This window comes from Kosakonia sp. S57 (assembly GCF_016516575.1).
Taxonomy (GTDB): Bacteria; Pseudomonadota; Gammaproteobacteria; order Enterobacterales; family Enterobacteriaceae; genus Kosakonia; species Kosakonia cowanii.
Map to the genome: position 1 here is coordinate 42,755 of NZ_JACVUL010000025.1, position 22,703 is coordinate 65,457.

Genomic DNA, 22,703 nt, shown 5'->3' on the forward strand with positions numbered 1-22,703 from the left:
CCCGCAGGAAGAGATATTATTTGTAATTTTTCGTGATAGCTCAATGAAATCCTATTCATAGTGGCTTATAGTTATATCAACGAACATAAATCAGCATATGTCTCTGGTCAGAGCAGAAGTTCCCATCCTGAATCAGCCTTTGGTTAGTAAAAAAATTACCACTCAGAAGGGGATGCGTTATGGACGAATACTCGCCGAAAAGGCATGATATTGCGCAGCTTAAATTTCTCTGCGAATCGTTGCACCAGGAGTGCCTCGCCAATCTGGAAGAGAGCCATCATGGATGGGTTAACGATCCCACATCAGCCATCAACCTGCAGTTAAATGAGCTGATTGAGCATATCGCAACGTTCGCGTTGAATTATAAAATTAAGCACGATGAAGATAATAAGCTGATTGAATTGATCGACGAATACCTTGATGACACGTTTATGTTGTTTAGCAGTTACGGTATTAATACACACGACTTACAGAAATGGCGTAAAACAGGCAGCAAGCTGTTTCGCAGTTTCGTCAATGTAAGCAAGGCTAATCCAGTAAGTCACTCTTGTTAATTTTTCAACACTAAGGTAAAGATATGTCCGAAAAACCATTAACAAAAATTGATTATTTGATGCGTTTAAGGCGCTGCCAATCAATTGATACGCTTGAACGCGTTATTGAAAAAAATAAATACGAACTGACCGATGATGAGCTTACGGTGTTTTATTCAGCGGCCGATCATCGTCTGGCTGAACTGACCATGAATAAGCTTTATGACAAAATCCCCTCGTCGGTGTGGAAATTTGTTCGCTAATTCTTCTCAATGTTAAGAGATGTTATTTCTGCCACAGTCAATCGTTCAACCTCCGTACCAGGTACACTCTAAAAAATGAATGACGAAAAACAGAAAATGATCGCCGGTCTTCCCTACCGGGCGGGCGACGACACTCTGCGCGCCGATCGGCTGCGCGCACGCCAACTGCTGCACCGTTACAACCACTCCAGCCCGGATGAAAAAGCAGAACGTAAAGCGATTCTTGCCGACCTACTCGGGCAGAGCGAAGGGGCGTATATCGAGCCCACTTTCCGCTGCGACTACGGTTACAATATTTTCCTTGGCGAAAGCTTTTACGCTAATTTCGATTGCGTAATGCTCGATGTCTGCCCGATTCATATTGGCGATAACTGTATGCTGGCTCCGGGCGTTCATATCTATACGGCGACGCACCCGCTTGATGCTGTCGAGCGAAACAGCGGCGTGGAATATGGTAAGCCGGTCACGATTGGTCACAATGTGTGGATTGGCGGACGCGCGGTAATTAATCCGGGCGTTACCATCGGCGATAATGCAGTGATTGCCTCCGGCGCGGTGGTGGTGAAAGATGTACCTGCCAATGTGGTCGTCGGCGGCAACCCGGCTCGTATTATCAAACATCTGGCTGAAGCAACCGTTTAGTAACTGTTATCTTTTTTTGTGGCAAAACTGTTACTTTTTTCACACTGGACGGCAACTTAAAATAGCGTGTCCACCTGCAAATCAGTATCAATAAAGGCCCAAGATGACAGAAATACAGCGGCTGCTCACCGAAACGATTGAAGAGATCAACCAGCGCGAGAAACGGGACAACCGACCGCGCTTCAGCATCAGTTTTATTCGCAACCATCCGGGTCTGTTTATCGGCATGTATCTGGCATTCTTTGCGACCCTGGCGGTGATGCTGCTGTCCGACACCCTTATCGGCTCCGTCTGGCTGCTGGTGGTACTTTTCATCGTCCTGAACGGTTTCTTCTTCTTTGATGTTTACCCGCGTTATCGCTTTGAGGATATCGACGTGCTCGACTTCCGCGTCTGCTACAACGGCGAGTGGTATAACACCCGCTTTGTGCCGCAAAGCCTGATCGACGCGATTATGCAGTCGCCGAAAGTCAGCGCTGAAGAGAAAGCACAGCTGGAAAAGATGATTACGCGTAAGGGCGATCTGTCGTTTTACGACGTTTATACCCTCACCCGCCCGGCCTCTGCGCAACCCACCGCGCCTGTGGCTCAGCACTCTGCCGGTTAAGCCGGCATGCTGCCGCGCGTAACAGCGCGGCACGCTCCTCCCTCTTTTCAGGAATATCTCTCCTTTGCGATTTGTGGTCTGATAAAAACCGACCGCCACCCGCCTTCTCAAGGAGAAACGATGACTCAGCTGAATCAATATCAACAACCTGTCGGCGAGGCCCTGCCCGACTGGCGGCCCCGCCCTTTTCCGCAACGTCTCACTTTTGAAGGCCATTTCTGCCGCCTCGAACCGCTCAGCGTCGATCATGCTGCGGCACTGTTTCAGGCGCACCAGCAGGCGCCGGATAACCGAAGCTGGACCTGGCTCACCCGCGAGCCGGAACAAAACGAAGCGGAGTATCGTCAATGGGTTGAGAGCAACTGTGCGCTGCGCGATCCCATCCATTTTGCGGTGATCGATCTGCGCACCGGTAAACCGGTCGGCAGCCTGGCGCTGATGCGTATTGATAGCGAGAATGGGGTGATGGAGGTAGGGCACGTGCATTTTTCGCCGCTGCTCAGCCGCACGCCTGCGTCGACGGAAGCGCACTGGCTGTTGATGCGTTATGCCTTTAGCACGCTTGGCTATCGCCGCTATGAGTGGAAGTGCCACAGCCTGAATGAACCGTCGCGCCGGGCGGCACTGCGGTTAGGTTTTCAGTTTGAGGGGCGCTTTCGCCAGGCGATGGTGCGTAAAGGGCATAACCGCGACACGGACTGGTTTTCGATTATTGATGGCGAGTGGCCCGCCGTTGACCAGGCGCTGCAACGCTGGCTTGCCGCCGATAACTTTACCCCCGACGGCAAGCAGCGCGCTGCGCTGGCATCGCTTCGCGCTTAGCGTTTCTTCCTCTTACCCTGCACCGCTTTAAAGCGCGGGTTCGATTTGCAAATCACATAGATACGCCCCTTGCGGCGGACAATCTGGCAGTCAGGGTGGCGTTGCTTTGCGCTGCGCAATGAATTGAGTACCTGCATGGTTTACGCCTTCTTATCGTTAAAGAACCGGCCATAGCGCTGCTGAAACCGCGCCGCGCTGCCTTCACTGGAGATCACTTTCTGCTTACCGGTGTAGTAAGGGTGCGACGCAGACGAAACCTCAATGGTGATATAGGGATATTTCACCCCATCCAGTTCAATTTCCCGATCCGTTCGGATGGTCGAACCCACTTTGAAGTATTCGTTAGCGCTAGTGTCGTGAAACACCACGGTGCGGTAATGGGGATGGATATCAGGTCGCATAATTCACTCATCTGTTTTGTTATAACATAACAAAAGTCTATCGGAGATGTGTCGCCATTTCAAGCAGCGCGCGTTATGCGTTTTTCGCAAAAGCACATGATCCTGCGCGGTCATAAATTAGAAAAGAAGGTTATTGGTTCAATTTTCTCGCCTGAGGCAAGCTGAGTTAAACCCGCTAACAGGAGAAGATCATGCGTTGTTGTTGCCGCCCAACCCCGAACCTGACACATCCCCCTTTATCGACTATTTGCGGAGAAAACAGTGAACGCAGCCACCTTACCGGTTCTCGATCTCGCCCGTTACACCAGTAGCGCTGAACGCGATGCCTTCCTCGCCGACCTGCGCCACGCCGCGCGCGACATCGGCTTTTTCTACCTGATTAACCACGGCGTCGACGACGCTTTACAGAATGCCGTGCAGCGGGAAGCGCGCCGCTTTTTCGCCCTCACCGAGGTGCAAAAAGAGCAGGTAGCGATGATCCACTCTCCCCACTTTCGCGGCTACAACCGCGCCGCATCGGAGATCACCCGCGGCCAGCCGGACTGGCGTGAACAGTTCGATATCGGCGCCGAGCGCCCGGCGCTGTTACTGAGCGACAGCGATCCGCGCTGGCGACGGCTACAGGGGCCAAATTTATGGCCAGAGGCCTTACCGACGCTGAAGCCCGCCCTGCTTGAGTGGCAGCGCGCCATGACATCGATGGCGCTGCGCCTGCTGCGCGCCTTTGCCGAAGCGCTGCAACTTCCCGCCGATGCGTTTGACGCGCTGTATGGCAGCAAGCCCAACGAGCACATCAAACTGATCCGCTATCCCGGCCAGCACGCCACGCAGAGCGCGCAGGGCGTCGGGGCGCATAAAGATTCCGGTTTCCTCAGCTTCCTGTTGCAGGATGAGCAAAAAGGGTTACAGGTCGAGGTGGCGCCCGATCGCTGGATCGACGCCGCGCCGCGGGCTGGCAGCTTCGTGGTCAATATCGGCGAACTGCTGGAGCTGGCGACCAACGGCTATCTGCGCGCCACGGTGCACCGGGTGGTTTCCCCGCAAGCGGATCGCGAGCGGCTCTCCATCGCCTTTTTCCTCGGCGCACAGCTGGAAGCCAATGTGCCGCTCTACACCCTTCCCCCTCATCTGGCAGAGGAGGCGCGCGGGCCGGAGAGCGATCCGCTCAACCCGCTGCTGCGCGATGTGGGCTGGAACTACCTGAAAGGCCGCCTGCGATCCCACCCGGACGTGGCGGAACGTTACTACCGCGATGTGCTGCGCAGCCGCACAGAACAGCTGATCGCCTGACGCTAACTACAAGGAATACACCATGAAATATGTCGCATTGACGCTGGCAGGTGCCGCGCTGTCTCTCTCGCTGGCGGGCTTCGCCGCCCAGGCCGCTCCCTTACGTGTCGCCGCCGATCCTGTGCCGCACGCCGAGATCCTTAACTACATCAAAACCCTCGATCCGAAACTCGATCTGCAAGTGGTGGAGCTGAGCAACGGCGCCAATGCCAACGAACTGCTGGCAAATGGCGACGTCGACGCCAACTACTTCCAGCACCTGCCCTACCTGAAAGATCAGGAAAAGGTGCTGGGTAAGCCGTTTGCCGTGGCGGCAACGGTGCATATCGAGCCGCTGGGCATCTACTCGCGCAAATATAAAAACTTTACCTCGCTGCCGGATAACGCCACCGTTGCCGTGCCCAATAACCCCACCAACCTGAGTCGCGCGCTGTTTCTGCTGCAAAGCCAGGGGTTGATAAAACTCGACGCTAAATTTACCGATCCGGCCACCACCCAGGCGACGCCGAAAAACATCGCTGAAAACCCGAAACACCTGAAGATCCTTGAGATCGAATCCCCGCAGATCCCGCGCTCGCTGGATGATGTCGATTTGGCAGTGATCAACGGCAACTATGCGCTGGAAGCGGGGCTGACGCCGGCAAAAGATGCGCTGGGGCTGGAGAGCGCGGAGCATAACCCCTACGCCAATATTCTGGTCACCACGCCACAGCTTGCCAACGATCCGCGCATCAAAGCGCTGGCTAAAGATCTCACCTCACCGCAGGTGGCCGAGTTTATTCGCAAGCGTTATCACGGTTCGGTGATCCCGGTCGCGCCGCAGTCATGATTGCCATCGAAGGGCTGAGTAAAATCTATGCCGGAACAGGCCGACCGGCATTAAAGGATCTCTCGCTGCACGTATCGAAGGGGGCGATCTACGGCATCCTTGGGCGCAGCGGTGCGGGAAAAAGCACGCTGATCCGCTGCCTTAATCTGCTGGAGCGGCCCACGGCGGGCCGCATTATCGTCGACGGCTGCGACATCACCCGGCTTGATAACGCCGGGCTGCGCGCGCACCGCCTGCGTACCGGCATGATTTTCCAGCACTTCAACCTTCTTCATGCCCGCACGGTGGCGCAAAACATCGCCGTGCCGCTGGAGATTGCCGGCGTGCCGAAAGCGCAGCGCCAGTCACGCATTGAGGAACTGCTATGGCTGGTGGGGTTGAGCGACAAAGCCCACGCTTTCCCCTCGCAGCTTTCCGGCGGGCAGAAGCAGCGCGTCGGCATTGCCCGCGCGCTGGCTACCCGGCCGCAGGTGCTATTGTGTGATGAAGCGACCAGCGCCCTCGATCCGCAAACCACCGCCTCGGTGCTGTCGCTGCTGGCGGATATCAACCAGAAGCTGAATCTGACGATTGTGCTGATCACCCATGAGCTGGAGGTGGTGAAAACCCTCTGCGATCACGCGGCGCTGCTGGAGGATGGCGAGCTGATTGAGCATGGGAAAATCGCCGAGCTGCTGATGACACCGCGCTCGAAACTGCGCCAGTCGCTGTTACACGATCCGCAAAGCGAGCAGGCGTTTCTCGCCCGCCACGGTTTTAACGGGAGGCCATTATGCGTGGTGGCATGAGCTGGGGCGAACTCTGGCCGCTGCTGGTGAACGGCACGCTGGAGACGCTCTATATGGTCGGGCTGGCGGCGCTCTTTACGGTGCTGATTGGCCTGCCGCTTGGCGTGCTGTTATTTATCTCGCGCCGCAATGGCCTGGCACCGATGCCGACGCTGAATGCCGTACTCGGTAGCATCGTCAATGTCGGCCGCTCGCTGCCCTTTATTGTGCTGCTGATTGCGCTGATCCCCTTCACCCGCCTGTTGATCGGCACCACGCTGGGCAGCACGGCGGCGATTGTGCCGATCACCATCGGTGCCTTTCCCTTCTTTGCGCGCTTAACGGAAAACGCCCTTGATGAGGTGGAGTATGGCCGTATCGAAGCGATCCTCTCGATGGGTGGCAACCTGTGGCATGTGATTGGCAAAGCGCTGCTGCCCGAAGCGCTCCCCTCGCTGCTGGCGAGCATTACGCTGACGGTGGTGATGCTGATTGGTTTCTCATCGATGGCGGGAGTCATTGGCGGCGGCGGGCTGGGCGATCTTGCCATCCGCTATGGTTATCAACGCTTTAACGATCAGGTGATGGTCGGAACGGTGGTGATCCTGGTGGTGCTGGTACAGGGCGTACAGATGGCAGGAGAGAGGCTGGTGCGCCGCCTGGCGCACCGACGTTAAGCTACTGTTTCGCCTCTTTCGCCAGCAGCAGCGTGGTGAGTGCAAAGGAGAGCACCAGCGCAATCGCCACACCGGAGAGCGCAAAGATAAAGTAGGGGCCAATGTAGGCTGGCAGGCTGAAGATGCTCGACAAAATATAGCCGTAGAGCCGCACGCCGAAGAAGGCGATAAAGGCCGAGGCCAGCGAGCTGGCAACGGTGGCGGCAATAAAGGCTTTTTTGTAGCGTGTTAAGACACCAAACAGCGCCGGTTCGGTAATGCCGAGCAGCGCCGAAATGGCCGCCGACAAGCTGACGCTCTTCTCCTGGCGATCTTTACTCAAGCGCCAGATGGCAAAGGTGGAACCAGCAATCGCCATATTGGCCATAAACATCATCGGCATCAGCATGTCATACCCGCGATCGCTGAAGTTTTGCAGCGCAATCGGCGTCATGGCGTGGTGCATGCCGGTGAGGATCGCCACCGGGCGAATCGCCCCCACCACCAGCCCGGCGAAGCTTGCCGAAATACTGAACAGCCCTTCAATAAACAGCGCCAGCCCTTTGCCGAGCCAGATGCCGATGGGGCCAATCACTACCAACGCCGCCAGCGCACCGAGGAACAGCGTCAATGTTGGCGTAAAGACGGTCTTCAGCACCTCCGGCATAATGCTGTCCACCCAGCGATGGATATAGCTAAGCGCCAGCACCGAGAAGATCACCGGGATCACGCTTGCCGAGTAGTTAAAGACGGAAACGGGGATGGCGTTAAGCAGCCAGAAGGCGCTGACTGCCCCCTCCTGATGCGCCGCCAGCGCTTTCGCCGCCTCGATAAGTGAGGGGTACATCAGGCAGGCCGCGACCGCTGCCGCCAGATATTCATTGGTCTTGAATATTTTTGCCGCCGAGACCGCAAGGAAAAAGGGCAGGAAGTAGAAGACGCCGCTGGCAATCAGATCGATGACGATCACCGTATCGCTTTTCGCCGAGATGACGTTGAGGGCAATCAGCCCGGCCAGCAGCCCTTTGATCATCCCCGCCCCGGCAATGGCAGGCACAATCGGCCCAAAGACGCCGGAGACCGTATCCATAAACAGCGACACCAGGCTTTTGCGCCCCTTCTCTTTCGCGGCCGGAGCTGTCGGCGCGTTGCCGAGGGCGGCGAGAAGCTGTTCGTACCAGCTGTTAACCTGCGGGCCAATCACAATCTGGAACTGATCGCTTTGCAGCTGCGCGCCCAGCACGCCGGGCACTTTTTTAATCTCCGCCTGCTCCACTTTATTGTCATCCACCAGCGAGAAGCGCAGGCGCGTCATACAGTGCCAGACGTTATGAATATTATCCCGCCCGCCCACCAGGCGAATAATATTGGTGATGGCTTCTTGCGTGCCCATAAAAACTCCTGCCGGATGCGTTGTTGTTTTAGTCGTTGCTACCAAGGGTAGAGAAATGCCGGAAGTAAAACAAACCAATAAAATATGAAATCCGTCACACTTTGCTGCTATCAAGCATTTATTAACGCAATAAAGCGCAAATTGGTCTGGTTTTTAATTACATTAACAGGTGAAAGCTGACCAAAATATTTATTCGAAAAAAGCGTTTACCTCGCGGCGAAATTAGGGTGAAGATAGTGGCCATTCCCCGCTTATATTTCGCTGTAAAGGAGTTCCCGTGACGCCAACGCTTATCCAGAATATCGACTGTTTTATTACCCGCCCCGACAGGCATAACCTGGTCGTCGTGCGGGTAACAACCGATAAAGGTGTCATCGGCCACGGCTGTGCGACCTTTCAGCAGCGCCCGCTGGCGGTCAAAACGGTGGTGGATGAGTACCTGAAGCCGCTGCTGATTGGTCGCGATGCCAATAATATTGAAGATCTGTGGCAGATGATGAGCGTCAACGCCTACTGGCGTAACGGCCCGATCCTTAATAACGCCATCTCCGGTGTTGATATGGCACTGTGGGATATCAAAGGCCAGCTCGCCGGAATGCCGCTCTATCAGCTGTTGGGCGGGAAGTCCCGCGATGCCATCGCCGCCTACAGCCACGCCAGCGGTGAAACCCTCGACGAACTCTTTACCTCGGTTGATAAGCTTGTTGCGCAGGGGTATCGCCATGTGCGCTGCCAGCTCGGTTTTTATGGCGGTACGCCTTCGCAGCTGCAAACGCCGGACAACCCGACGCCGGGCGCCTATTTCGACCAGCAGGAGTATATGCGCAACACCGTCGCCATGTTTAAAGCGCTGCGCGAGAAGTATGGCGACAGCCTGCATATTCTGCATGACGTGCATGAGCGCCTCTTCCCGCAGCAGGCGGTGCAACTGGCGAAGCAGCTGGAACCCTGGCAGCCCTACTTTATTGAAGATATTCTGCCGCCCGCGCAGAGCGGCTGGCTCGATCAGGTGCGCCAGCACAGCAGCGCGCCGCTGGCGATGGGCGAGCTGTTTAACAACCCGGCGGAGTGGCACGATCTGATTGTGAACCGCCGTATCGACTTTATCCGCTGCCATATTTCGCAGCTTGGCGGCATCACCCCGGCGCTGAAGCTGGCGGTGCTCTGTCAGGCCTTCGGCGTACGCCTGGCCTGGCACGGCCCGGGCGATATGACGCCCATCGCCGTGGCGGTCAATACCCATCTCAACATCCATCTGCATAACGCCGCGATTCAGGAGTATATCCCGCGCTCCGCCACCACGGATGCGGTCTTCCCCGGCGCGCCGCAGGTGAAAGCAGGCTTTGTCTATGCGCCGGAGAAAGCGGGCATCGGCGTTGGGTTTAATGAAGAGGAGGCGCGCGCCTGGCCCGTCACCTACCGCCCCCATGAGTGGACGCAGAGCCGCCTCACCGACGGCACCATGCACACGCCGTAATTCAGCCGCCGCCCTGGCGGAAGGTCAGGTTTTCGCGGTTATGGGGGATGACATAGGTACAGCTGTAGTTGATATCGATAATGTCGCTGATCTCGTAGACCTGGCCGCCCTCAAGAATGCCGCGGTTGCTGATATGCATCGCCGGACTGCCCTTTTTACAGCCGAGCAGCGCGGCCTGTTCGCGGCTGACGTTCACCGCCCGGTAGGTGGTGAGCAGGTGGGAAATTTGATACCCCTTGCTTAATACATACTGCTGAAGTGAGCGCTCAATCACCTGCTGATTGAGATCGGCAAAACCCTCCACCGGCATACGTGAAATCTCAATCTGCACCGCCTGCTCATCAACAAAGCGCAGGCGGCAAAACTGCCAGATAAAGCTCTCATCGCTCAGGCCAAAGATCTGCTGCTCATCGCGGTTCGGCCGCTTCTTATGCAGGCTTACCATGCGAAAGCGGATCTGATCGAAGCGCTTCTCGGTGATTGAGTTGTAGACCAGCGGGTTGTTGCGCGCCTGTTCATTAATCCAGATGCCGGAGCCCTGCACAATGCGCACCACGCCAATGCTGGCAAGCTTCTCCAGCGCCTGGCGGATGGTGAAGCGCGACACGCCATACTCCTGCGCCAGCTGCCGCTCCGGGGGGAGTTTGCGCGGGCCTGGCGCACTGTTCTGGTAAATTTTGCTGAGCAGATCCTGCGTGACGAACTCTTTTTTCTTCATCCACCCCTTCTCAACGCGAACCGCCACCGGCGCATGTTATAGCCACAGACCGGTAAAGATACCCGATGTCGTGCGGGAACAACATGCCCGGTGCGGAACCGGCGTCTACGCCTGCTGCCAGCGCAAGCGGTAACGCACCCGCTCCTGCTGCAAAATAAACTCCGGCGAGACGCTCGGGCTCCAGGAGTCATCCCCGCCGACGCCCATATGGAAGGCGTCGAGATGCAGCCAGCAGCCCGCCTCTTCGCGCAGCAGATGGTGGTGCGTCGTCTCCCGCAGTTGAGTGTCGCTGTAGCAGCCAAGGGAGAAGTGGAACTGCCCCTCCAGCTGATGCCCGCCACACTGCAACAGCCGGGTATCGCAGCGCAGGCCATTCTCGCCGGGGAAGATATAGGGCGTATGCAGCGCCGCCAGCGGCTGCGTCCAGCGCCCCTGGCAGGCCGCGAGTTTACGGTCCGGGTAGTTTTCATGAGGGCCAAGACCGAGCCAGCTCACCTCTGCCGGGCGCTCAGCCAACTGACACACCAGCCCGATGCGCGCCGGTGGCGGAATATCATTTGCCACCATCACCTCAATATCGGCCTGTAACCCGCCAGTTCTATCAATCCGCCACGTTTTCTCGCTGATAAAGGCGCTTTTCCCGGCACCGATCCAGCGGTGAATCGTGCGCAGCGTTACCTCTTGTGCGCTCTCCTGCACCTCAAAGCTCAACAGCTCGGCGTGCAGATCGTACATCCCCGCCGCTTTCCAGCGCTCCACCCAGGCATTGGGATCGATGCGCGTCACTTCACTGACGCCGATATCGTTATCAAGCGGTGCGCGGGTAAAACAATCGGTTACTGGTGTCAGCAGCGTCTCCTGCCCGTCGCGCCACCACTGCACCAGATTGCCGCTTTGACGGCAGAAGACCCAGCGCTGATTGCCCTGGGTAACGGTATAGATTTCATCACTGACCTCAAGCGTCGGTCGCTCGCCCTGTTCATCAGGCGCCGCAAAATAGAGCGGTGCAGGCAAGCGCCACTGATCCCAGGCGCAACGATGCCAGGCCGCAGACCACGCCGTCGCCTCGCGCTGGTAAACCTCAACGTTAAGCCACACTTCGCCCGGCGCAGCGGTCAGCTCCGGCAGATCCAGCGCGATCTGCACCTTGCCCTGCGGCGCAATCACCAGCGCGGTTTCGCCCTGCGCCAGCACCTCGCCGTCGCGCTCGACGCGCCAGCGCAGCACTTCGTTATCGCTGGTGCGGAACAGGTATTCGCTGGTCACTTCCATGGTCAGCGGTGAAGCGCTGAGCAGAGAAAACTGGAAAAACTGCTGCGCGCGCTGTGCTTCGAACAGCGCCGGGTGCGGGGTGCGATCCGGGAAAACCAACCCGTTCATACAGAACTGCCGGTCATTCGGCGTATCGCCAAAATCCCCGCCGTAGGCCCAGAAGGGCTGCCCGTCTTCGCCAATTTTTGTCAGTGCCTGGTCAACCCAGTCCCAGACAAAACCGCCCTGCAAACGCGGCGCGGCGCGAAACGCCTGCCAGTATTTGGCGAAACCGCCAAAGCTGTTGCCCATCGCATGGGCATATTCACAGAGGATCAGCGGCCGGGTCTCCTCCGGCAGGCCGATCCACTTTTTGATCGACCACTTCGGCACTTCAGGAAAAGGTTGATCCTGGTCGACGCGGGCATACATCGGGCAGATGATATCCGTTGCCGCGCTGTTCGCCCCGCCCCCTTCGTACTGTACCGGGCGCGTTGGATCGGTGCTCTTCAGCCAGCGGTAAAGCGCATCGTGATTCGCGCCATGCCCGGACTCATTACCCAAAGACCAGATGATGATCGACGGATGGTTGCGGTCGCGCTGCACCATGCGCGTCACGCGCTCGCTCATCGCGGGCAGCCAGCGCGGGTCATCCGCCAGGCGGCTCATCGGCACCATGCCGTGGGTTTCAATGTTGGCCTCATCCACCACATAGAGACCGTAGCGATCGCAAAGGCGATACCAGAGCGGGTGGTTAGGATAGTGGGAGCAGCGCACGGTGTTGAAGTTGTGCTGCTTCATCAGCTCAATATCGCGCCACATGGTCGCTTCATCGACCGCCTGGCCGTGCTCCGGGTGGTGCTCGTGGCGGTTAACGCCGCGGATCAGCAGCGGCTGGCCGTTCAGTTTCAATAAGCCCTGATGGATCTCAACGTGGCGGAAGCCGACATCGCAGGCTTCAACTTCCACGCAGTTACCCTCTTCATCGCAAAGCGTCAGCGTCAGGCGATAGAGGTTCGGCGTCTCCGCGCTCCACAGCAGCGGCGACTCGACCGGCAGCGTCAGGCTCAGGCGCTCCGCCCAGTTGCCGCGCTCATCGACCACCGCGCTGCCAGGTGTCTGTTCGCCAGAGGCGATCTTTTCGCCATTGCGCCACAGCACCGCCTTCACGCGCGCTCCGGCAAACTCGCCTGCCAGCTCCACCGCCACCTGCACGCTTGCGCGGGTAAACTCCGCGTTGAGCACGGTGGTGTAGTGGTAGTCAGCAATGTGCAGCGCCGGTTTATGTTGCAGCGAGACGTCGCGAAAGATGCCGCTCATGCGCCACATATCCTGATCTTCGAGATAGCTGCCGTCGCACCAGCGCAGCACCATTACCGCCAGGCGGTTTTCGCCTGCGCGCAGCACCGCGCTGAGATCGAACTCCGCTGGCAGGCGGCTATCCTGCGAATAACCGACCCACTGCCCGTTGCACCAGAGATGGAAAGCAGAGTTCACGCCGTCAAACACAATCCGCGTCTGCCCCCCGGCGATTGCCTCAGCGCCCACCTCAAATGTGAGCGAGTAACAACCGGTTGGGTTCTGCTGGGGAACGAACGGCGGGTTAACGGGGATCGGATAGGTCACATTGGTATAGATGGGCGTATCGAAGCACTGCATCTGCCAGTTGGAGGGCACCGGCATTGCCACAGCGTCGGCGCAATCCTGCTCCAGCCACTGCTCAGGCACCGCTTCCGGTGAGTCAAAAAAACTAAATTGCCACAGGCCGTTCAACGAGCGATGCGAGGGTGACTCCGCTTCATCGCGCGCGGCGGTTTCATCGCGCCAGCTGCGCATTGGAGCATGCGCCGCCAGGCGATGCCACTGGGTGACAACCGGGTTTTCCCAGTCGCGACGGGAGAGTAATGAAGCAAGGGTAGATGACATAACAACCTCTTTTGCGAAGCGCTCACAATTTTTTAGCACAATGGCGCAAACCGGGCCGCAGGTAAAGGCGCAGAGCGGCTGAAAGCGAAGAGGATCACAAAAGCTTAGCGGCGATTGAGTAAAGCCACCTGCTCTGCCAGCTGTTGCAGACGCCGGGCCAGCGCTTCACCGCTCTCTTTTTGCTGCGACAGCGGCGCGCTGGAGTAGCGCCCGACCAGAGTGACCGGCAGGCGTATCTGGCAAAAGCCGTCGCCCTGCGCCTGGTTATCCAGCAGCCAGTCAACGCTACGCGCGCCCGCCTCTTTGAACGCCTGGCGCACGGTGGTGAGCGGTGGCGAAAACCAGGCGCTGTCGTCGGTATCGTCATAACCGACCACCGAGATCTGCTCCGGGACGGCAATACCTTTTGCCGCGCAGGCGCGCAGTACGCCAAGCGCCATCTGATCGTTTGCCACCAGCACCGCCTGCGGCAGATGCGGCCCGGCAAGTAAGCGCTGCGCTTTTTCAAACCCGGAGGCCGCGCTCCAGTCACCGTGCGCACAGGCGAAGGGAGACAGCTTTGCTTCCTCCAGCGCCGCCAGCCAGCCGCTAAAGCGGGCGCGTGCCGAAACCGAGCTCTCCGGCCCGCCGAGCAGCGCAATGCGCTGGTGCCCCAATGCCCGCAAGTGCTCAACCCCGAGGCGCGCGCCCTGAGCGGCATCAAACACCAGGCTGTTGACCGACGCCGTGTCGCTGACATCGAGAAACAGCACCGGCACCGGTGCGGCCTGCGCCGCCAGCTGTTGTGCCAGCGCATCGTCGAGCGGGACGTTAATCAGCACGCCCTCCACCCTCTGCGCCAGCAGCTCCTGCAGCGCCGCCGCGCAGCTCTGCTCATCGTGCTGTTCAACCATCGAAATCATCACGCTGGCTCCCGCCTGCCCGGCGCGGCTCTTTACCGCCGAGGCAATTTGCGACGGTGCATGCAGCGCCAGATCGGTGGTCACTAAGCCAAGGGTTTTGCTGCGTTTGCCCGCCAGCTGCTGCGCGCCGCGGTTGGGCACATAGTGCAGCGCCGCCATCGCCGCCTGCACCTTTTCACGGGTGCGCGCAGAGACATGGGCCGCATCGTTGATCACGCGGGAGACGGTCTGGTAAGAGACGCCGGCATGGCGGGCGACATCATAGAGAGTGATGGTTTTCATAAGCTTCCGGGCGACTGCAAATTTTATGCAGTATACCCGCTTCATCGCCCGTTGCCTGCGCGCGGTTACGGCAAGCCAAAAGAAATAACGACGAGCCACAAACGGCTCGCCGTAAACATCATCCTTAATGCTTTATTGAGATGGTTGCTGTTATTATTTGAACCATCATCACACTTTTATTTGCAATTAAAATGATGGTTTCATGACAAGTGTGTTACTGCTGGCGGGGAATGGGGAATCCTTTCAGTGAAATAATAAAGCTGTTCCCTTCTTTTTTAATTTTGGCGCCAGCGTCACACCAGTCCGATGCAATGCGAAAGAACTCATCTGTGCCAATATTCCAGTCCAGACGAACTTGTTTGACGAACCCTGAGCGCAGCAGCTCGCACGCTTCACGGTAACTGTGGGCGATGGAAAGCAGTTGTTGGTTCATTTTCTCTTCTTCAGAAGTTTGCGTAGTGCTTTGATTTCTTTGGTTGTAAGTGGCGTTGCGCTCTCTTCTTCCGTGTGCTGGCTGTCGACCTCTTCCTCTGATACGCTCTCCTCTTCCACTGCCTCAAACGCCAGCAGGAGAAGCTTTTGCGTTGCCGAGCCTAAATTCTCATTATTGACTTCGGCATAATGGCGAAGTTTCTCTTTTAACGCTTCATCAATTCTTACGTTTAATACAGCGCTGGTCATGATTATCCCTTCTGGTGTGAATAAACACGCTAATTAATACACGAACTTAGGTAACCGATCCACAAATATATTTCAGAAATATAACAAGCCGAAATACCCCATAAATAATTTGCACGAGAAAGATGACATAAATATTAAATTAATATTTCATTATTATGACAATTTTAATATATGGGTGAGAAAGTACTTAGAAGAGATAATTAAATGACAGCCCGGGCGGGCTGTCGGCGCGGGCATCAGCCGTACAGGCGGTTCCAGTCATCGCGGGTGATCTCCCACAACTCGGTCTCTAACTCGCCCGCCACATAGTGGCCCGGTTGACGGCGAACCAGCCGCATACCGCTGCTGTGCGAGATCTTTCTCGACCGCTCGTTAGCCACCGCTTTCGGTGCGCGCAGCACCTCGCGCTTCAGGCCATTGAACCAGTAATCGGTCACCGCGTGGCACGCTTCGCGCATATAGCCCTGCCCCTGCCACTCCGGCGCCAGCCAGAAACCGCGGTTGTTATCCGGCGTGTTCATCAGGCAGATAACGCCCATTAACTCATGCTCATCCTCTTTACGACGCAGCGTCCAGAACCAGCCTTCACCGGCGCGGCTCGCCGCCAGCGCGACGTTATCAACATAGTGCTGGGCGGCACCGTCCGGGTAGGGCCACGGCACGCTGGCAATCAGGTAACGCACGATCTCCCAGCGCGGAAAAATGCGCTGGATCTGCTCAGCATCGGCAGATACCAGCGGTAGCAGGCGTAATCTTTCGGTCTCCAGAATGGGTGTGGTCATAGGCTCTCTCCCTTCAGGCCGAAAGCGTCGGCCTGTGATAACTCAGCATCCCTTAACTTCATCTGCCTGTAAACCTGACAAAAATGGCTAAGCGGCCGGTTTTACTTCTGCGACGGGAACGGGACGCGGTGCGAAGCGAAACCACGGCAGGCAGAGCTGGATCAGCGGACCAATGGTCAGCGCATAGAGCACCGTGCCGATGCCGAGGGTGCCGCCCAGCAGCCAGCCAATTAGCAGCACCGACAGCTCAATCACGGTACGGATGCTGCGCACCGACCAGCCAGTGCGCGCATGCACGCCGGTCATCAACCCGTCGCGCGGGCCGGAGCCAAACCCGGCACCGATATACATCGCCGTGGCAATCGCATTAACCACAATGGCGCCCGCCAGCAGCCCGCTGCGCGGCAGTATGTCACTCAGCGTCGGGATGACGGAGAGCGCGGCGTCGGCTGCCAGGCCCAACACCACCACATTACTGATGGTGCCAAGCCCCGGGCGCTGGCGCAGCGGGATCCACAGCAGCAGCACCAGTGCGCCGGTAGCGATCATTACCGTGCCGATATCCAGCGCCAGCAGTTTCGCCACGCCCAGGTGAAAGACATTCCACGGATCGGCACCGAGATCGGCGCGCACAAACATGGCGGTAGAGAGGCCGTAAAGGGCCAACCCGAAATAGAGTTGCAGTAATCGACGCAGCATAGATCTTCTCCGTTTGGACAGGCTTCCATCTTCCCCGCAAATGGACTTATGATTAATGTCCAGTTTTCAGATAGTGGACTGCTTATGTCATCCCGTCGCTTTGGTAGCCAGTCGTTGTTGCGCCTGTTAGGCCACTGGCAACAATCCTCGTCCCGCACCCCGCTCTGGCGTCAGCTTGCCGATGCGCTGCGCCTGTTGATCCTCGACGGCAGGCTGGCGCTGGATACCCGTCTGCCCGGCGAACGGGAGCTGGCAACCACGCTCTCGGTGAGCCGCACGACGATTGCCAGCGCGCTGGCGCACCTGCGCGAAGAGGGCTATCTGGAGAGCCGTCACGGCAGCGGCTCGCGGGTGATCCTGCCCGATAACCGCGCCATACCGACGCGCAGCACCGCCGGCGCGGCGCTCGACCTCTCCACCGCTGCGCTCAGCGCCGGGCCGGAGATTCACCAGGCGTACAGCCACGCCTTAACGGCGATCGCTCCCTATCTTTCGCGTACCGGGTATGGCCAGCTCGGCGTGCTGGCGCTGCGCGAAGCGATTGCCGCACGCTATACCGCGCGCGGTTTACCGACCCATGTCGATGAAGTGATGGTAGTTAATGGCGCACTGAGCGGGCTGGCGCTGGTGTTGCGTATGCTGACCGGGCCTGGCGATCGCGTGGTGGTCGATCACCCCACTTACCCACTGGCGATTGCCGCAATTCAGGGGGCGTCGTGCAGGCCGGTTGGCGTCTCGCTACCGCAGCGCGGCTGGGACAGCGACGGTTTTGCCGCCACGCTAGCGCAGACCGCGCCACGCCTTGCCTACCTGATGCCCGATTATCACAATCCGACCGGGCGCTGCATGGACAGCGCAACACGGGAAGCGATCGCCGCTATTGCCGCCCGCACGCGTACTACGCTGGTGGTGGATGAGACGATGGTTGATCTCTGGTACGAAAACGCGCCCCCGCCGCCGCTTGCCGCGTTTGATAAAAGCGATACGGTTATTACACTCGGCTCGGCGGGAAAAACTTTCTGGGGCGGTTTACGGCTGGGGTGGGTACGCGCCTCTGCGCGCACCATCGCCCACCTGGCGCAGACGCGCGACTCGCTGGAGCTGGGCTCACCGCTGCTGGAACAGCTGGCAACGCAGTGGCTGATGGCGAATGAAAACGACTTTCTGCCAGCGCGCAGGGCGATGCTGCAAGCGCGCCGCGACCGCTGCGGCGAACTCATGGCGAATCTCTTCCCGGCGTGGCATTTTCAGCCGCCGGAGGGCGGGTTGTCTTACTGGGTCGAGCTGCCCGACCGGCTGGCGACGGCTTTTGCCGCGCGCGCGGAAACCGAGGGCATTCATCTCGGTGCCGGTACGCGTTTCGGCCTCGACGGCGCGTTCGAGCGTAATCTGCGCATCCCCTTCGCGCTGGAGTCAACGGTGCTTGAGGATGCGCTGCTGCGCATAAAACCGCTGTGGCACGCGCTCAATCCGGCGGCACCGTCGTTTAAGCGCAGCGTAGTGTAAGCATCAGGAAGCGGGCGGCGTCAGCGGGGCGAGCGCTTCGCTTTTCACCCAACCAGTGGTGCTTTTGCCCTCATCGCTGAGATACTCAACCTGCGTCCACTCCCCCTGGGTTTTCAGCACGCCGACCACATCATCCTGCACGATAAAGGCTTTGCGCCGCGTCTTCTCTTCAGGCTGGCGATAGAAGTAGAGCCGCTCGGCGTGCACCTGTGCCATCGACTGCCAGTCGGTATCGCGAGTTTTGCTCAGTTCCAGCCCGTCATTAATCAACGGCGGCATCACATTGCTGCAACCATCATGAGTCTGTCCGTCGGGCACGCTAAGCGTCACGCCGTCGGCTGTTGCCGCAAGGTGCCCCGGCAGCACGGCAGTGGACCAGGAGGTGATCGTTGCATCGCCCTTTGCCGACACCTCCCCCACCAGCGAAAAGGCGCAGGTGCGCGTCACGCCGACACCGAGGGTTTCGCTGTAGTAACCGCTGATCTTGCCCTGCGGCGAGACCGCAAGCTGCAGCTCTTCATAAATGCCGGAGTGCAGCGTGGCAGCCATACCGGATGTGGAAACAAGGAGTGTTAGTAAAATTAGAGAGTTACGCATAGTGCTGAGCCTCAGGGCGATAAGTGCAGCGATTCTACACGCTTGCGCGATGCTGCCGGTATCACCAAAAAAGGCTATGGTTGAGAGTATCGTTCCAGGCTGGAGAAGTGAGATGAGTGAGAAAAAACGGGCGCAGTGCCACTGCGGTGCGGTGGTGTTTAACGTGACGCTGCTCGACGGCTTTAACAACGCGCGGCGCTGCAACTGCTCCTACTGCCGGATGCGCGGCGCGGTGGCAGTCACCGCGCCGCTGTCAGGCATTGATATTCTTCAGGGCAGAGAGAAGCTGACCGAGTACCGCTTTAACACCGGGGTCGCCGTCCACTTTTTCTGCTCAGTGTGCGGCATCTACACCTTCCATCAGCGCCGCTCTAACCCCGATCAATATGGCGTTAACGCGGCCTGCATTGAAGGCGTATCGCCGTTCGATTTCGCCGAAATCCCGGTCTCCGAAGGGGTAAATCATCCATCAGACGGGGGCGATAACAGCGGCGTTGCCGGTTATCTGCGCTACACCCCTGCCGGGAAGTGAAACGGCTAACCTACTCCCGTAGCCACCAGCCGCACTCATAAGGTCTGAGCGTGCCGGTGACGGGCAGCTGCGCGCCATCCGCGTAGTTGCTGTAGAGCAGACGCCAGCCCGCTTCATCGGGCAGACACGCTTCGCTCAGCGCCAGCGGCTCGCCGCTGAGGTTGGCAATCACCCGCAGGGTTTGCGCCTCATCGTCCCGCTGGTAGCACCAGCAGGCGGGCGAATCGGGGTCGAGATCCTGATAGTCGCCAAAGGTGAGCACCGGCAGGCTTTTGCGCAGCGCGATCAGTTGCCGATAGGTGTGCAGCACTGAATCGTTATCCGCCATCTCACTGACTACGTTGATCTGCCGGTAGTTATCCGCCACATCAATCCAGCTTTCGCCGTCGGTAAAACCGGCGTTCTCGCTGTCATCCCACTGCACCGGCGTCCTGCCGTTATCGCGGGATTTGTGCGCCAGCACCGCCAGCACATCTTTTTCATCCTGATGCAGGCGCAGGATTTTGAACATATTCAGGCTTTCGACATCACGGTATTGATCGATGCGGCTGAAGTGCGGATTGGTCATGCCAATCTCTTCGCCCTGGAAGATATAGGGCGTGCCCTGCATACCGTGCAGCACCATCGCCAGCATTTTCGCCGAGACGGTGCGCAGCGCCCCATCATCCCCCAGCCGGGAAACGATGCGCGGCTGATCGTGGTTACACCAGAAGAGCGCGTTCCACGCCAGCTTGTGCATCCCGCGCTGCCATTCGGCGAAGATGCGCTTTAGAGCCACCCGATCCGGCGGCGCAAGCCGCCACTTCTCACCCTGCGGATAGTCGATTTTCAGGTGGTGAAAGTTAAAGGTCATCGACAGCTCTTTGCCATCCAGCCGCGCATAGCGCTGACAGTGCTCAAGCCGGGTGGATGACATTTCGCCCACCGTCATCAACCCGCGCGGCTGAAAGACATCGCGGCTCATCTCTTCGAGAAAGTCGTGAATCGCCGGGCCGTCGGTGTAGAAACGGCGGCCGTCACCCTCATCATCATCCGGCAAATCGGGGTGCTTGGAGACCAGGTTAATGACATCCAGCCGCAGCCCGTCCACGCCCTTATCCGCCCAGAAGTGGCAGACCGCTTTCAGGGCGTTGCGCACTTCCGGGTTCTCCCAGTTGAGATCCGCCTGCTGGGCAGAGAAGGAGTGCAGATAGTACTGCTGCGTCTCCTCGTGCCAGCACCAGGCGCTGCCGCCAAACTTGGAGTGCCAGTTATTGGGCAGCCGTCCCTCTTTACCGTCGCGCCAGATATAGAAGTTGCGCCACGGGCTGTTACGGTCGCTGGCAGCGGCTTTGAACCACGCATGCTCCGTGGAGGTATGGTTAAACACCATATCCATCACCACTTTGATGCCGCGCTGATGGGCGGCGTCAACCAGCGCCTCAAAATCCGCCATGGTGCCAAACAGCGGATCGATGGCGTAGTAATCCGCCACGTCATAGCCGTTATCCACCTGCGGCGAGAGGTAAACCGGCGTCAGCCAGATGGCGCTTACGCCGAGCCACTGGAGATAATCAAGGCGACGCACAATGCCCTGAAGATCGCCGAGGCCATTGCCGGTACTGTCCTGAAAACTGCGCGGGTAGATCTGGTAAATCACGCCGTTTTGCCACCACGGAACATTACGTTTGCTCATTGCGTCGATCCCTTTTTCACACCACCAGCAGCTTGCCCGCTGCCTGCTTACGTTTATAGATAACCGTGGTCAGCACGAGCGGGATCACAATCGCCACCAGCATCGCCAGACCATAAATCGACCAGTATTGGGTTTTCACCGAGAGGATGGCCGGTAAGCCGCCGACGCCAATGCCGTTCGCCATCACGCCGGTTAGCCCGCAAATCAGCCCGGCGCAGGCACCGCCGACCATGCCGCAGAGCATCGGGAAGCGATACTTCATGTTGATGCCGTACATCGCCGGTTCCGTCACGCCGAGATAGGCCGAGATGGCGGCGGGCACTGAGATCTCCCGTTCATTAACCTTCTTGCTCACGAGGATAATGCCGACGACTGCGGAACCCTGCGCAATGTTGGAGAGCGCGATAATCGGCCAGACCGGCGTGCCGCCAAGGTTCTGGATCAGTTGCAGGTCGACCGCCAGCGTAGTCTGGTGCACACCGGTGATCACCAGCGGCGCATAGAGGAAGCCAAACAGCGCGGAGCCAATCGGCGCAAACGGCCCGGTCATCAGATGGCTGACGCCCCAGGCGATGCCGTTACCGACCACACGGCCGAACGGCCCGATGATGGTATGCGCGAGGAACACCGCAATCAGCAGCGAGAGCACCGGCACCACCACCAGCGTCAGGTAATCCGGTACGATGCGTTTTAGCTTCAGCTCAATCCACGCCAGCGTCAGGCCAGCCAGAATCGACGGAATAACCTGCGACTGGTAGCCCACTTTATCGATGGAGAACCAGCCAAAGTTCCACACTTCCGGCGTCTGCTGCCCGAGCAGATAAGCGTTCATCAGCTGCGGAGAGACCAGCGTAATCCCCAGCACGATGCCGAGGATCGGCGTGCCGCCCATCTTCTTCACCACCGACCAGCAGATACCGACCGGAATGTAGAAGAAGATGGCCTCGCCAATCAGCCATAAGAAGTCGTAGATGCTTTTCCACACCGGCGACGCTTCGGTAAGCGGCGCGTCGTTGAACAGCGGCAGATCGCCAATCAGGTTGCGGAAACCGAGGATCAGACCGCCGCTGATAAGTGCCGGCAGCAGCGGAAAGAAGATCTCCGCGAAGTGGGAGATGAGACTCTCATGCCACTTCATATTCTGCCGCGCCACGCGCTTGGCGCTCTCTTTGTCGGTGCCGCTCACCTGCGTATGTTGCAACAGCAGTTGATACCAGTCGCCGACATCGGTACCAATTACCACCTGAAACTGCCCGGCGTTGGTAAAGCAGCCCTTCACCATCGGCAGTTTTTCAATCTCGGCGGGTTTGGCTTTTTTCGGATCGTTAAGCACAAAACGTAAACGGGTAATACAGTGACTGACGGTAGCGACGTTCTCTTTGCCGCCGACCAATTCAATAAGTTTATCAATATCCTGGGGGTTACTTTTTATCGCCATCTTTTCTCTTCCAGCAGGTTTTGATGAGTGAGCT

Annotated in this window: 25 protein-coding genes; 12 read left to right on the top strand and 13 right to left on the bottom strand. The window is 58.3% G+C overall.

Features of this window, described 5'->3' with window-relative positions:
• The first annotated feature begins 179 nt into the window (after positions 1–179).
• From tomB to IAE48_RS20400, 5 genes are all read left to right on the top strand, one after another.
• Complete coding sequence (tomB, locus tag IAE48_RS20380; protein WP_200135413.1) at positions 180–554, top strand: Hha toxicity modulator TomB; 375 nt, start codon at positions 180–182, stop codon at positions 552–554.
• Positions 555–577: 23 nt separating this feature from the next.
• A complete protein-coding gene (locus IAE48_RS20385; protein WP_023478287.1) occupies positions 578–796 on the top strand; it encodes an HHA domain-containing protein in 219 nt (72 codons plus the stop codon).
• A gap of 75 nt (positions 797–871) precedes the next feature.
• A complete protein-coding gene (gene maa / locus IAE48_RS20390) occupies positions 872–1,438 on the top strand; it encodes a maltose O-acetyltransferase (RefSeq protein WP_200135414.1) in 567 nt (188 codons plus the stop codon).
• Positions 1,439–1,541: 103 nt separating this feature from the next.
• Positions 1,542–2,045 carry a YlaC family protein gene (locus IAE48_RS20395; protein ID WP_200135415.1) on the top strand — a complete coding sequence of 168 codons (504 nt, stop codon included), beginning with the start codon at positions 1,542–1,544 and terminating at the stop codon, positions 2,043–2,045.
• A gap of 120 nt (positions 2,046–2,165) precedes the next feature.
• The gene (locus IAE48_RS20400; RefSeq protein WP_200135416.1) at positions 2,166–2,867 is read left to right on the top strand and encodes a GNAT family N-acetyltransferase; all 702 of its coding nucleotides are present in this window, start codon (positions 2,166–2,168) and stop codon (positions 2,865–2,867) included.
• On the opposite strand, the gene ykgO is transcribed toward IAE48_RS20400, so the two are convergent.
• Together ykgO and IAE48_RS20410 are read right to left on the bottom strand one after the other, a co-directional pair.
• Positions 2,864–3,004 carry a type B 50S ribosomal protein L36 gene (ykgO, locus tag IAE48_RS20405; protein ID WP_200135417.1) on the bottom strand — a complete coding sequence of 47 codons (141 nt, stop codon included), beginning with the start codon at positions 3,002–3,004 and terminating at the stop codon, positions 2,864–2,866. The genes IAE48_RS20400 and ykgO overlap by 4 nt on opposite strands.
• Positions 3,005–3,007: 3 nt before the next feature.
• Positions 3,008–3,268, bottom strand: coding sequence for a type B 50S ribosomal protein L31 (locus IAE48_RS20410; RefSeq protein WP_124969359.1), 261 nt, complete (start codon positions 3,266–3,268; stop codon positions 3,008–3,010).
• A 261-nt stretch (positions 3,269–3,529) separates the two neighbouring features.
• On the opposite strand from IAE48_RS20410, the gene IAE48_RS20415 reads away from it, so the two are divergent.
• Genes IAE48_RS20415 through IAE48_RS20430 form a run of 4 tightly spaced genes read left to right on the top strand, consistent with a single transcriptional unit; the run spans position 3,530 to position 6,831 of the window.
• Entirely contained in the window at positions 3,530–4,558 is a 1,029-nt protein-coding gene (locus IAE48_RS20415) for an isopenicillin N synthase family oxygenase (protein WP_200135418.1), read from the top strand.
• 22 nt (positions 4,559–4,580) lie between these two features.
• On the top strand, positions 4,581–5,387 hold the full coding sequence (locus tag IAE48_RS20420; RefSeq protein ID WP_042712879.1) for a MetQ/NlpA family ABC transporter substrate-binding protein: 807 nt from the start codon (positions 4,581–4,583) through the stop codon (positions 5,385–5,387).
• Complete coding sequence (locus IAE48_RS20425; protein ID WP_200135419.1) at positions 5,384–6,175, top strand: methionine ABC transporter ATP-binding protein; 792 nt, start codon at positions 5,384–5,386, stop codon at positions 6,173–6,175. Before IAE48_RS20420 ends, IAE48_RS20425 begins: the two co-directional genes overlap by 4 nt.
• Positions 6,172–6,831 carry a methionine ABC transporter permease gene (locus IAE48_RS20430; protein WP_200135438.1) on the top strand — a complete coding sequence of 220 codons (660 nt, stop codon included), beginning with the start codon at positions 6,172–6,174 and terminating at the stop codon, positions 6,829–6,831. The genes IAE48_RS20425 and IAE48_RS20430 overlap by 4 nt, the downstream gene beginning before the upstream one ends.
• Position 6,832: 1 nt before the next feature.
• Here the strand turns inward: IAE48_RS20430 and IAE48_RS20435 are convergent, their stop codons facing one another.
• The gene (locus tag IAE48_RS20435; protein ID WP_094419543.1) at positions 6,833–8,203 is read right to left on the bottom strand and encodes a PTS transporter subunit EIIC; all 1,371 of its coding nucleotides are present in this window, start codon (positions 8,201–8,203) and stop codon (positions 6,833–6,835) included.
• A gap of 277 nt (positions 8,204–8,480) precedes the next feature.
• Between IAE48_RS20435 and IAE48_RS20440 the strand changes: the two genes are divergently transcribed.
• Positions 8,481–9,680 (top strand): enolase C-terminal domain-like protein, encoded by a 1,200-nt coding sequence (locus IAE48_RS20440; RefSeq protein ID WP_200135420.1) that lies wholly within the window; start codon positions 8,481–8,483, stop codon positions 9,678–9,680.
• Position 9,681: 1 nt separating this feature from the next.
• On the opposite strand, the gene IAE48_RS20445 is transcribed toward IAE48_RS20440, so the two are convergent.
• From IAE48_RS20445 to IAE48_RS20475, 7 genes are all read right to left on the bottom strand, one after another.
• Complete coding sequence (locus IAE48_RS20445) at positions 9,682–10,398, bottom strand: GntR family transcriptional regulator (RefSeq protein ID WP_042712883.1); 717 nt, start codon at positions 10,396–10,398, stop codon at positions 9,682–9,684.
• A 105-nt stretch (positions 10,399–10,503) separates the two neighbouring features.
• On the bottom strand, positions 10,504–13,575 hold the full coding sequence (locus tag IAE48_RS20450; RefSeq protein ID WP_200135421.1) for a beta-galactosidase: 3,072 nt from the start codon (positions 13,573–13,575) through the stop codon (positions 10,504–10,506).
• A 104-nt stretch (positions 13,576–13,679) separates the two neighbouring features.
• Positions 13,680–14,759: a LacI family DNA-binding transcriptional regulator gene (locus IAE48_RS20455; RefSeq protein WP_200135422.1), complete on the bottom strand. Its 1,080-nt coding sequence runs from the start codon at positions 14,757–14,759 to the stop codon at positions 13,680–13,682.
• Between the two features lie 214 nt (positions 14,760–14,973).
• The gene (locus tag IAE48_RS20460; protein ID WP_023478265.1) at positions 14,974–15,192 is read right to left on the bottom strand and encodes a hypothetical protein; all 219 of its coding nucleotides are present in this window, start codon (positions 15,190–15,192) and stop codon (positions 14,974–14,976) included.
• Positions 15,189–15,440, bottom strand: a complete 252-nt coding sequence (locus IAE48_RS20465) for a hypothetical protein (RefSeq protein ID WP_023478273.1) — start codon at positions 15,438–15,440, stop codon at positions 15,189–15,191. Before IAE48_RS20465 ends, IAE48_RS20460 begins: the two co-directional genes overlap by 4 nt.
• A gap of 236 nt (positions 15,441–15,676) precedes the next feature.
• Positions 15,677–16,222, bottom strand: coding sequence for a GNAT family N-acetyltransferase (locus IAE48_RS20470; RefSeq protein ID WP_200135423.1), 546 nt, complete (start codon positions 16,220–16,222; stop codon positions 15,677–15,679).
• 87 nt (positions 16,223–16,309) lie between these two features.
• Positions 16,310–16,921, bottom strand: coding sequence for a YitT family protein (locus IAE48_RS20475; RefSeq protein ID WP_200135424.1), 612 nt, complete (start codon positions 16,919–16,921; stop codon positions 16,310–16,312).
• A gap of 84 nt (positions 16,922–17,005) precedes the next feature.
• On the opposite strand from IAE48_RS20475, the gene IAE48_RS20480 reads away from it, so the two are divergent.
• A complete protein-coding gene (locus tag IAE48_RS20480; protein ID WP_200135425.1) occupies positions 17,006–18,427 on the top strand; it encodes a PLP-dependent aminotransferase family protein in 1,422 nt (473 codons plus the stop codon).
• Between the two features lie 3 nt (positions 18,428–18,430).
• On the opposite strand, the gene IAE48_RS20485 is transcribed toward IAE48_RS20480, so the two are convergent.
• A complete protein-coding gene (locus tag IAE48_RS20485; RefSeq protein ID WP_200135426.1) occupies positions 18,431–19,024 on the bottom strand; it encodes a hypothetical protein in 594 nt (197 codons plus the stop codon).
• A 112-nt stretch (positions 19,025–19,136) separates the two neighbouring features.
• Between IAE48_RS20485 and IAE48_RS20490 the strand changes: the two genes are divergently transcribed.
• Positions 19,137–19,556: a GFA family protein gene (locus tag IAE48_RS20490; RefSeq protein WP_094419537.1), complete on the top strand. Its 420-nt coding sequence runs from the start codon at positions 19,137–19,139 to the stop codon at positions 19,554–19,556.
• A 10-nt stretch (positions 19,557–19,566) separates the two neighbouring features.
• Here IAE48_RS20490 and treC read toward each other — a convergent pair whose 3' ends face one another.
• Complete coding sequence (gene treC, locus IAE48_RS20495; protein ID WP_200135427.1) at positions 19,567–21,231, bottom strand: alpha,alpha-phosphotrehalase; 1,665 nt, start codon at positions 21,229–21,231, stop codon at positions 19,567–19,569.
• 16 nt (positions 21,232–21,247) lie between these two features.
• The gene (gene treB / locus IAE48_RS20500; RefSeq protein ID WP_076769485.1) at positions 21,248–22,669 is read right to left on the bottom strand and encodes a PTS trehalose transporter subunit IIBC; all 1,422 of its coding nucleotides are present in this window, start codon (positions 22,667–22,669) and stop codon (positions 21,248–21,250) included.
• Positions 22,670–22,703: the final 34 nt, after the last annotated feature.

Excerpts from the sequence above, each read along its gene's own strand:
- IAE48_RS20425 (WP_200135419.1), top strand. The coding sequence starts at position 5,384 with ATGATTGCCATCGAAGGGCTGAGTAAAATCTATGCCGGAACAGGCCGA.
- IAE48_RS20435 (WP_094419543.1), bottom strand. The coding sequence starts at position 8,203 with ATGGGCACGCAAGAAGCCATCACCAATATTATTCGCCTGGTGGGCGGG.
- IAE48_RS20395 (WP_200135415.1), top strand. The coding sequence starts at position 1,542 with ATGACAGAAATACAGCGGCTGCTCACCGAAACGATTGAAGAGATCAAC.
- IAE48_RS20455 (WP_200135422.1), bottom strand. The coding sequence starts at position 14,759 with ATGAAAACCATCACTCTCTATGATGTCGCCCGCCATGCCGGCGTCTCT.
- IAE48_RS20475 (WP_200135424.1), bottom strand. The coding sequence starts at position 16,921 with ATGCTGCGTCGATTACTGCAACTCTATTTCGGGTTGGCCCTTTACGGC.
- tomB (WP_200135413.1), top strand. The coding sequence starts at position 180 with ATGGACGAATACTCGCCGAAAAGGCATGATATTGCGCAGCTTAAATTT.
- IAE48_RS20465 (WP_023478273.1), bottom strand. The coding sequence starts at position 15,440 with ATGACCAGCGCTGTATTAAACGTAAGAATTGATGAAGCGTTAAAAGAG.
- IAE48_RS20445 (WP_042712883.1), bottom strand. The coding sequence starts at position 10,398 with ATGAAGAAAAAAGAGTTCGTCACGCAGGATCTGCTCAGCAAAATTTAC.
- IAE48_RS20420 (WP_042712879.1), top strand. The coding sequence starts at position 4,581 with ATGAAATATGTCGCATTGACGCTGGCAGGTGCCGCGCTGTCTCTCTCG.
- IAE48_RS20480 (WP_200135425.1), top strand. The coding sequence starts at position 17,006 with ATGTCATCCCGTCGCTTTGGTAGCCAGTCGTTGTTGCGCCTGTTAGGC.
- IAE48_RS20410 (WP_124969359.1), bottom strand. The coding sequence starts at position 3,268 with ATGCGACCTGATATCCATCCCCATTACCGCACCGTGGTGTTTCACGAC.
- ykgO (WP_200135417.1), bottom strand. The coding sequence starts at position 3,004 with ATGCAGGTACTCAATTCATTGCGCAGCGCAAAGCAACGCCACCCTGAC.
- IAE48_RS20400 (WP_200135416.1), top strand. The coding sequence starts at position 2,166 with ATGACTCAGCTGAATCAATATCAACAACCTGTCGGCGAGGCCCTGCCC.
- treC (WP_200135427.1), bottom strand. The coding sequence starts at position 21,231 with ATGAGCAAACGTAATGTTCCGTGGTGGCAAAACGGCGTGATTTACCAG.
- IAE48_RS20450 (WP_200135421.1), bottom strand. The coding sequence starts at position 13,575 with ATGTCATCTACCCTTGCTTCATTACTCTCCCGTCGCGACTGGGAAAAC.
- IAE48_RS20430 (WP_200135438.1), top strand. The coding sequence starts at position 6,172 with ATGAGCTGGGGCGAACTCTGGCCGCTGCTGGTGAACGGCACGCTGGAG.
- IAE48_RS20385 (WP_023478287.1), top strand. The coding sequence starts at position 578 with ATGTCCGAAAAACCATTAACAAAAATTGATTATTTGATGCGTTTAAGG.
- maa (WP_200135414.1), top strand. The coding sequence starts at position 872 with ATGAATGACGAAAAACAGAAAATGATCGCCGGTCTTCCCTACCGGGCG.
- treB (WP_076769485.1), bottom strand. The coding sequence starts at position 22,669 with ATGGCGATAAAAAGTAACCCCCAGGATATTGATAAACTTATTGAATTG.
- IAE48_RS20490 (WP_094419537.1), top strand. The coding sequence starts at position 19,137 with ATGAGTGAGAAAAAACGGGCGCAGTGCCACTGCGGTGCGGTGGTGTTT.
- IAE48_RS20485 (WP_200135426.1), bottom strand. The coding sequence starts at position 19,024 with ATGCGTAACTCTCTAATTTTACTAACACTCCTTGTTTCCACATCCGGT.
- IAE48_RS20470 (WP_200135423.1), bottom strand. The coding sequence starts at position 16,222 with ATGACCACACCCATTCTGGAGACCGAAAGATTACGCCTGCTACCGCTG.
- IAE48_RS20460 (WP_023478265.1), bottom strand. The coding sequence starts at position 15,192 with ATGAACCAACAACTGCTTTCCATCGCCCACAGTTACCGTGAAGCGTGC.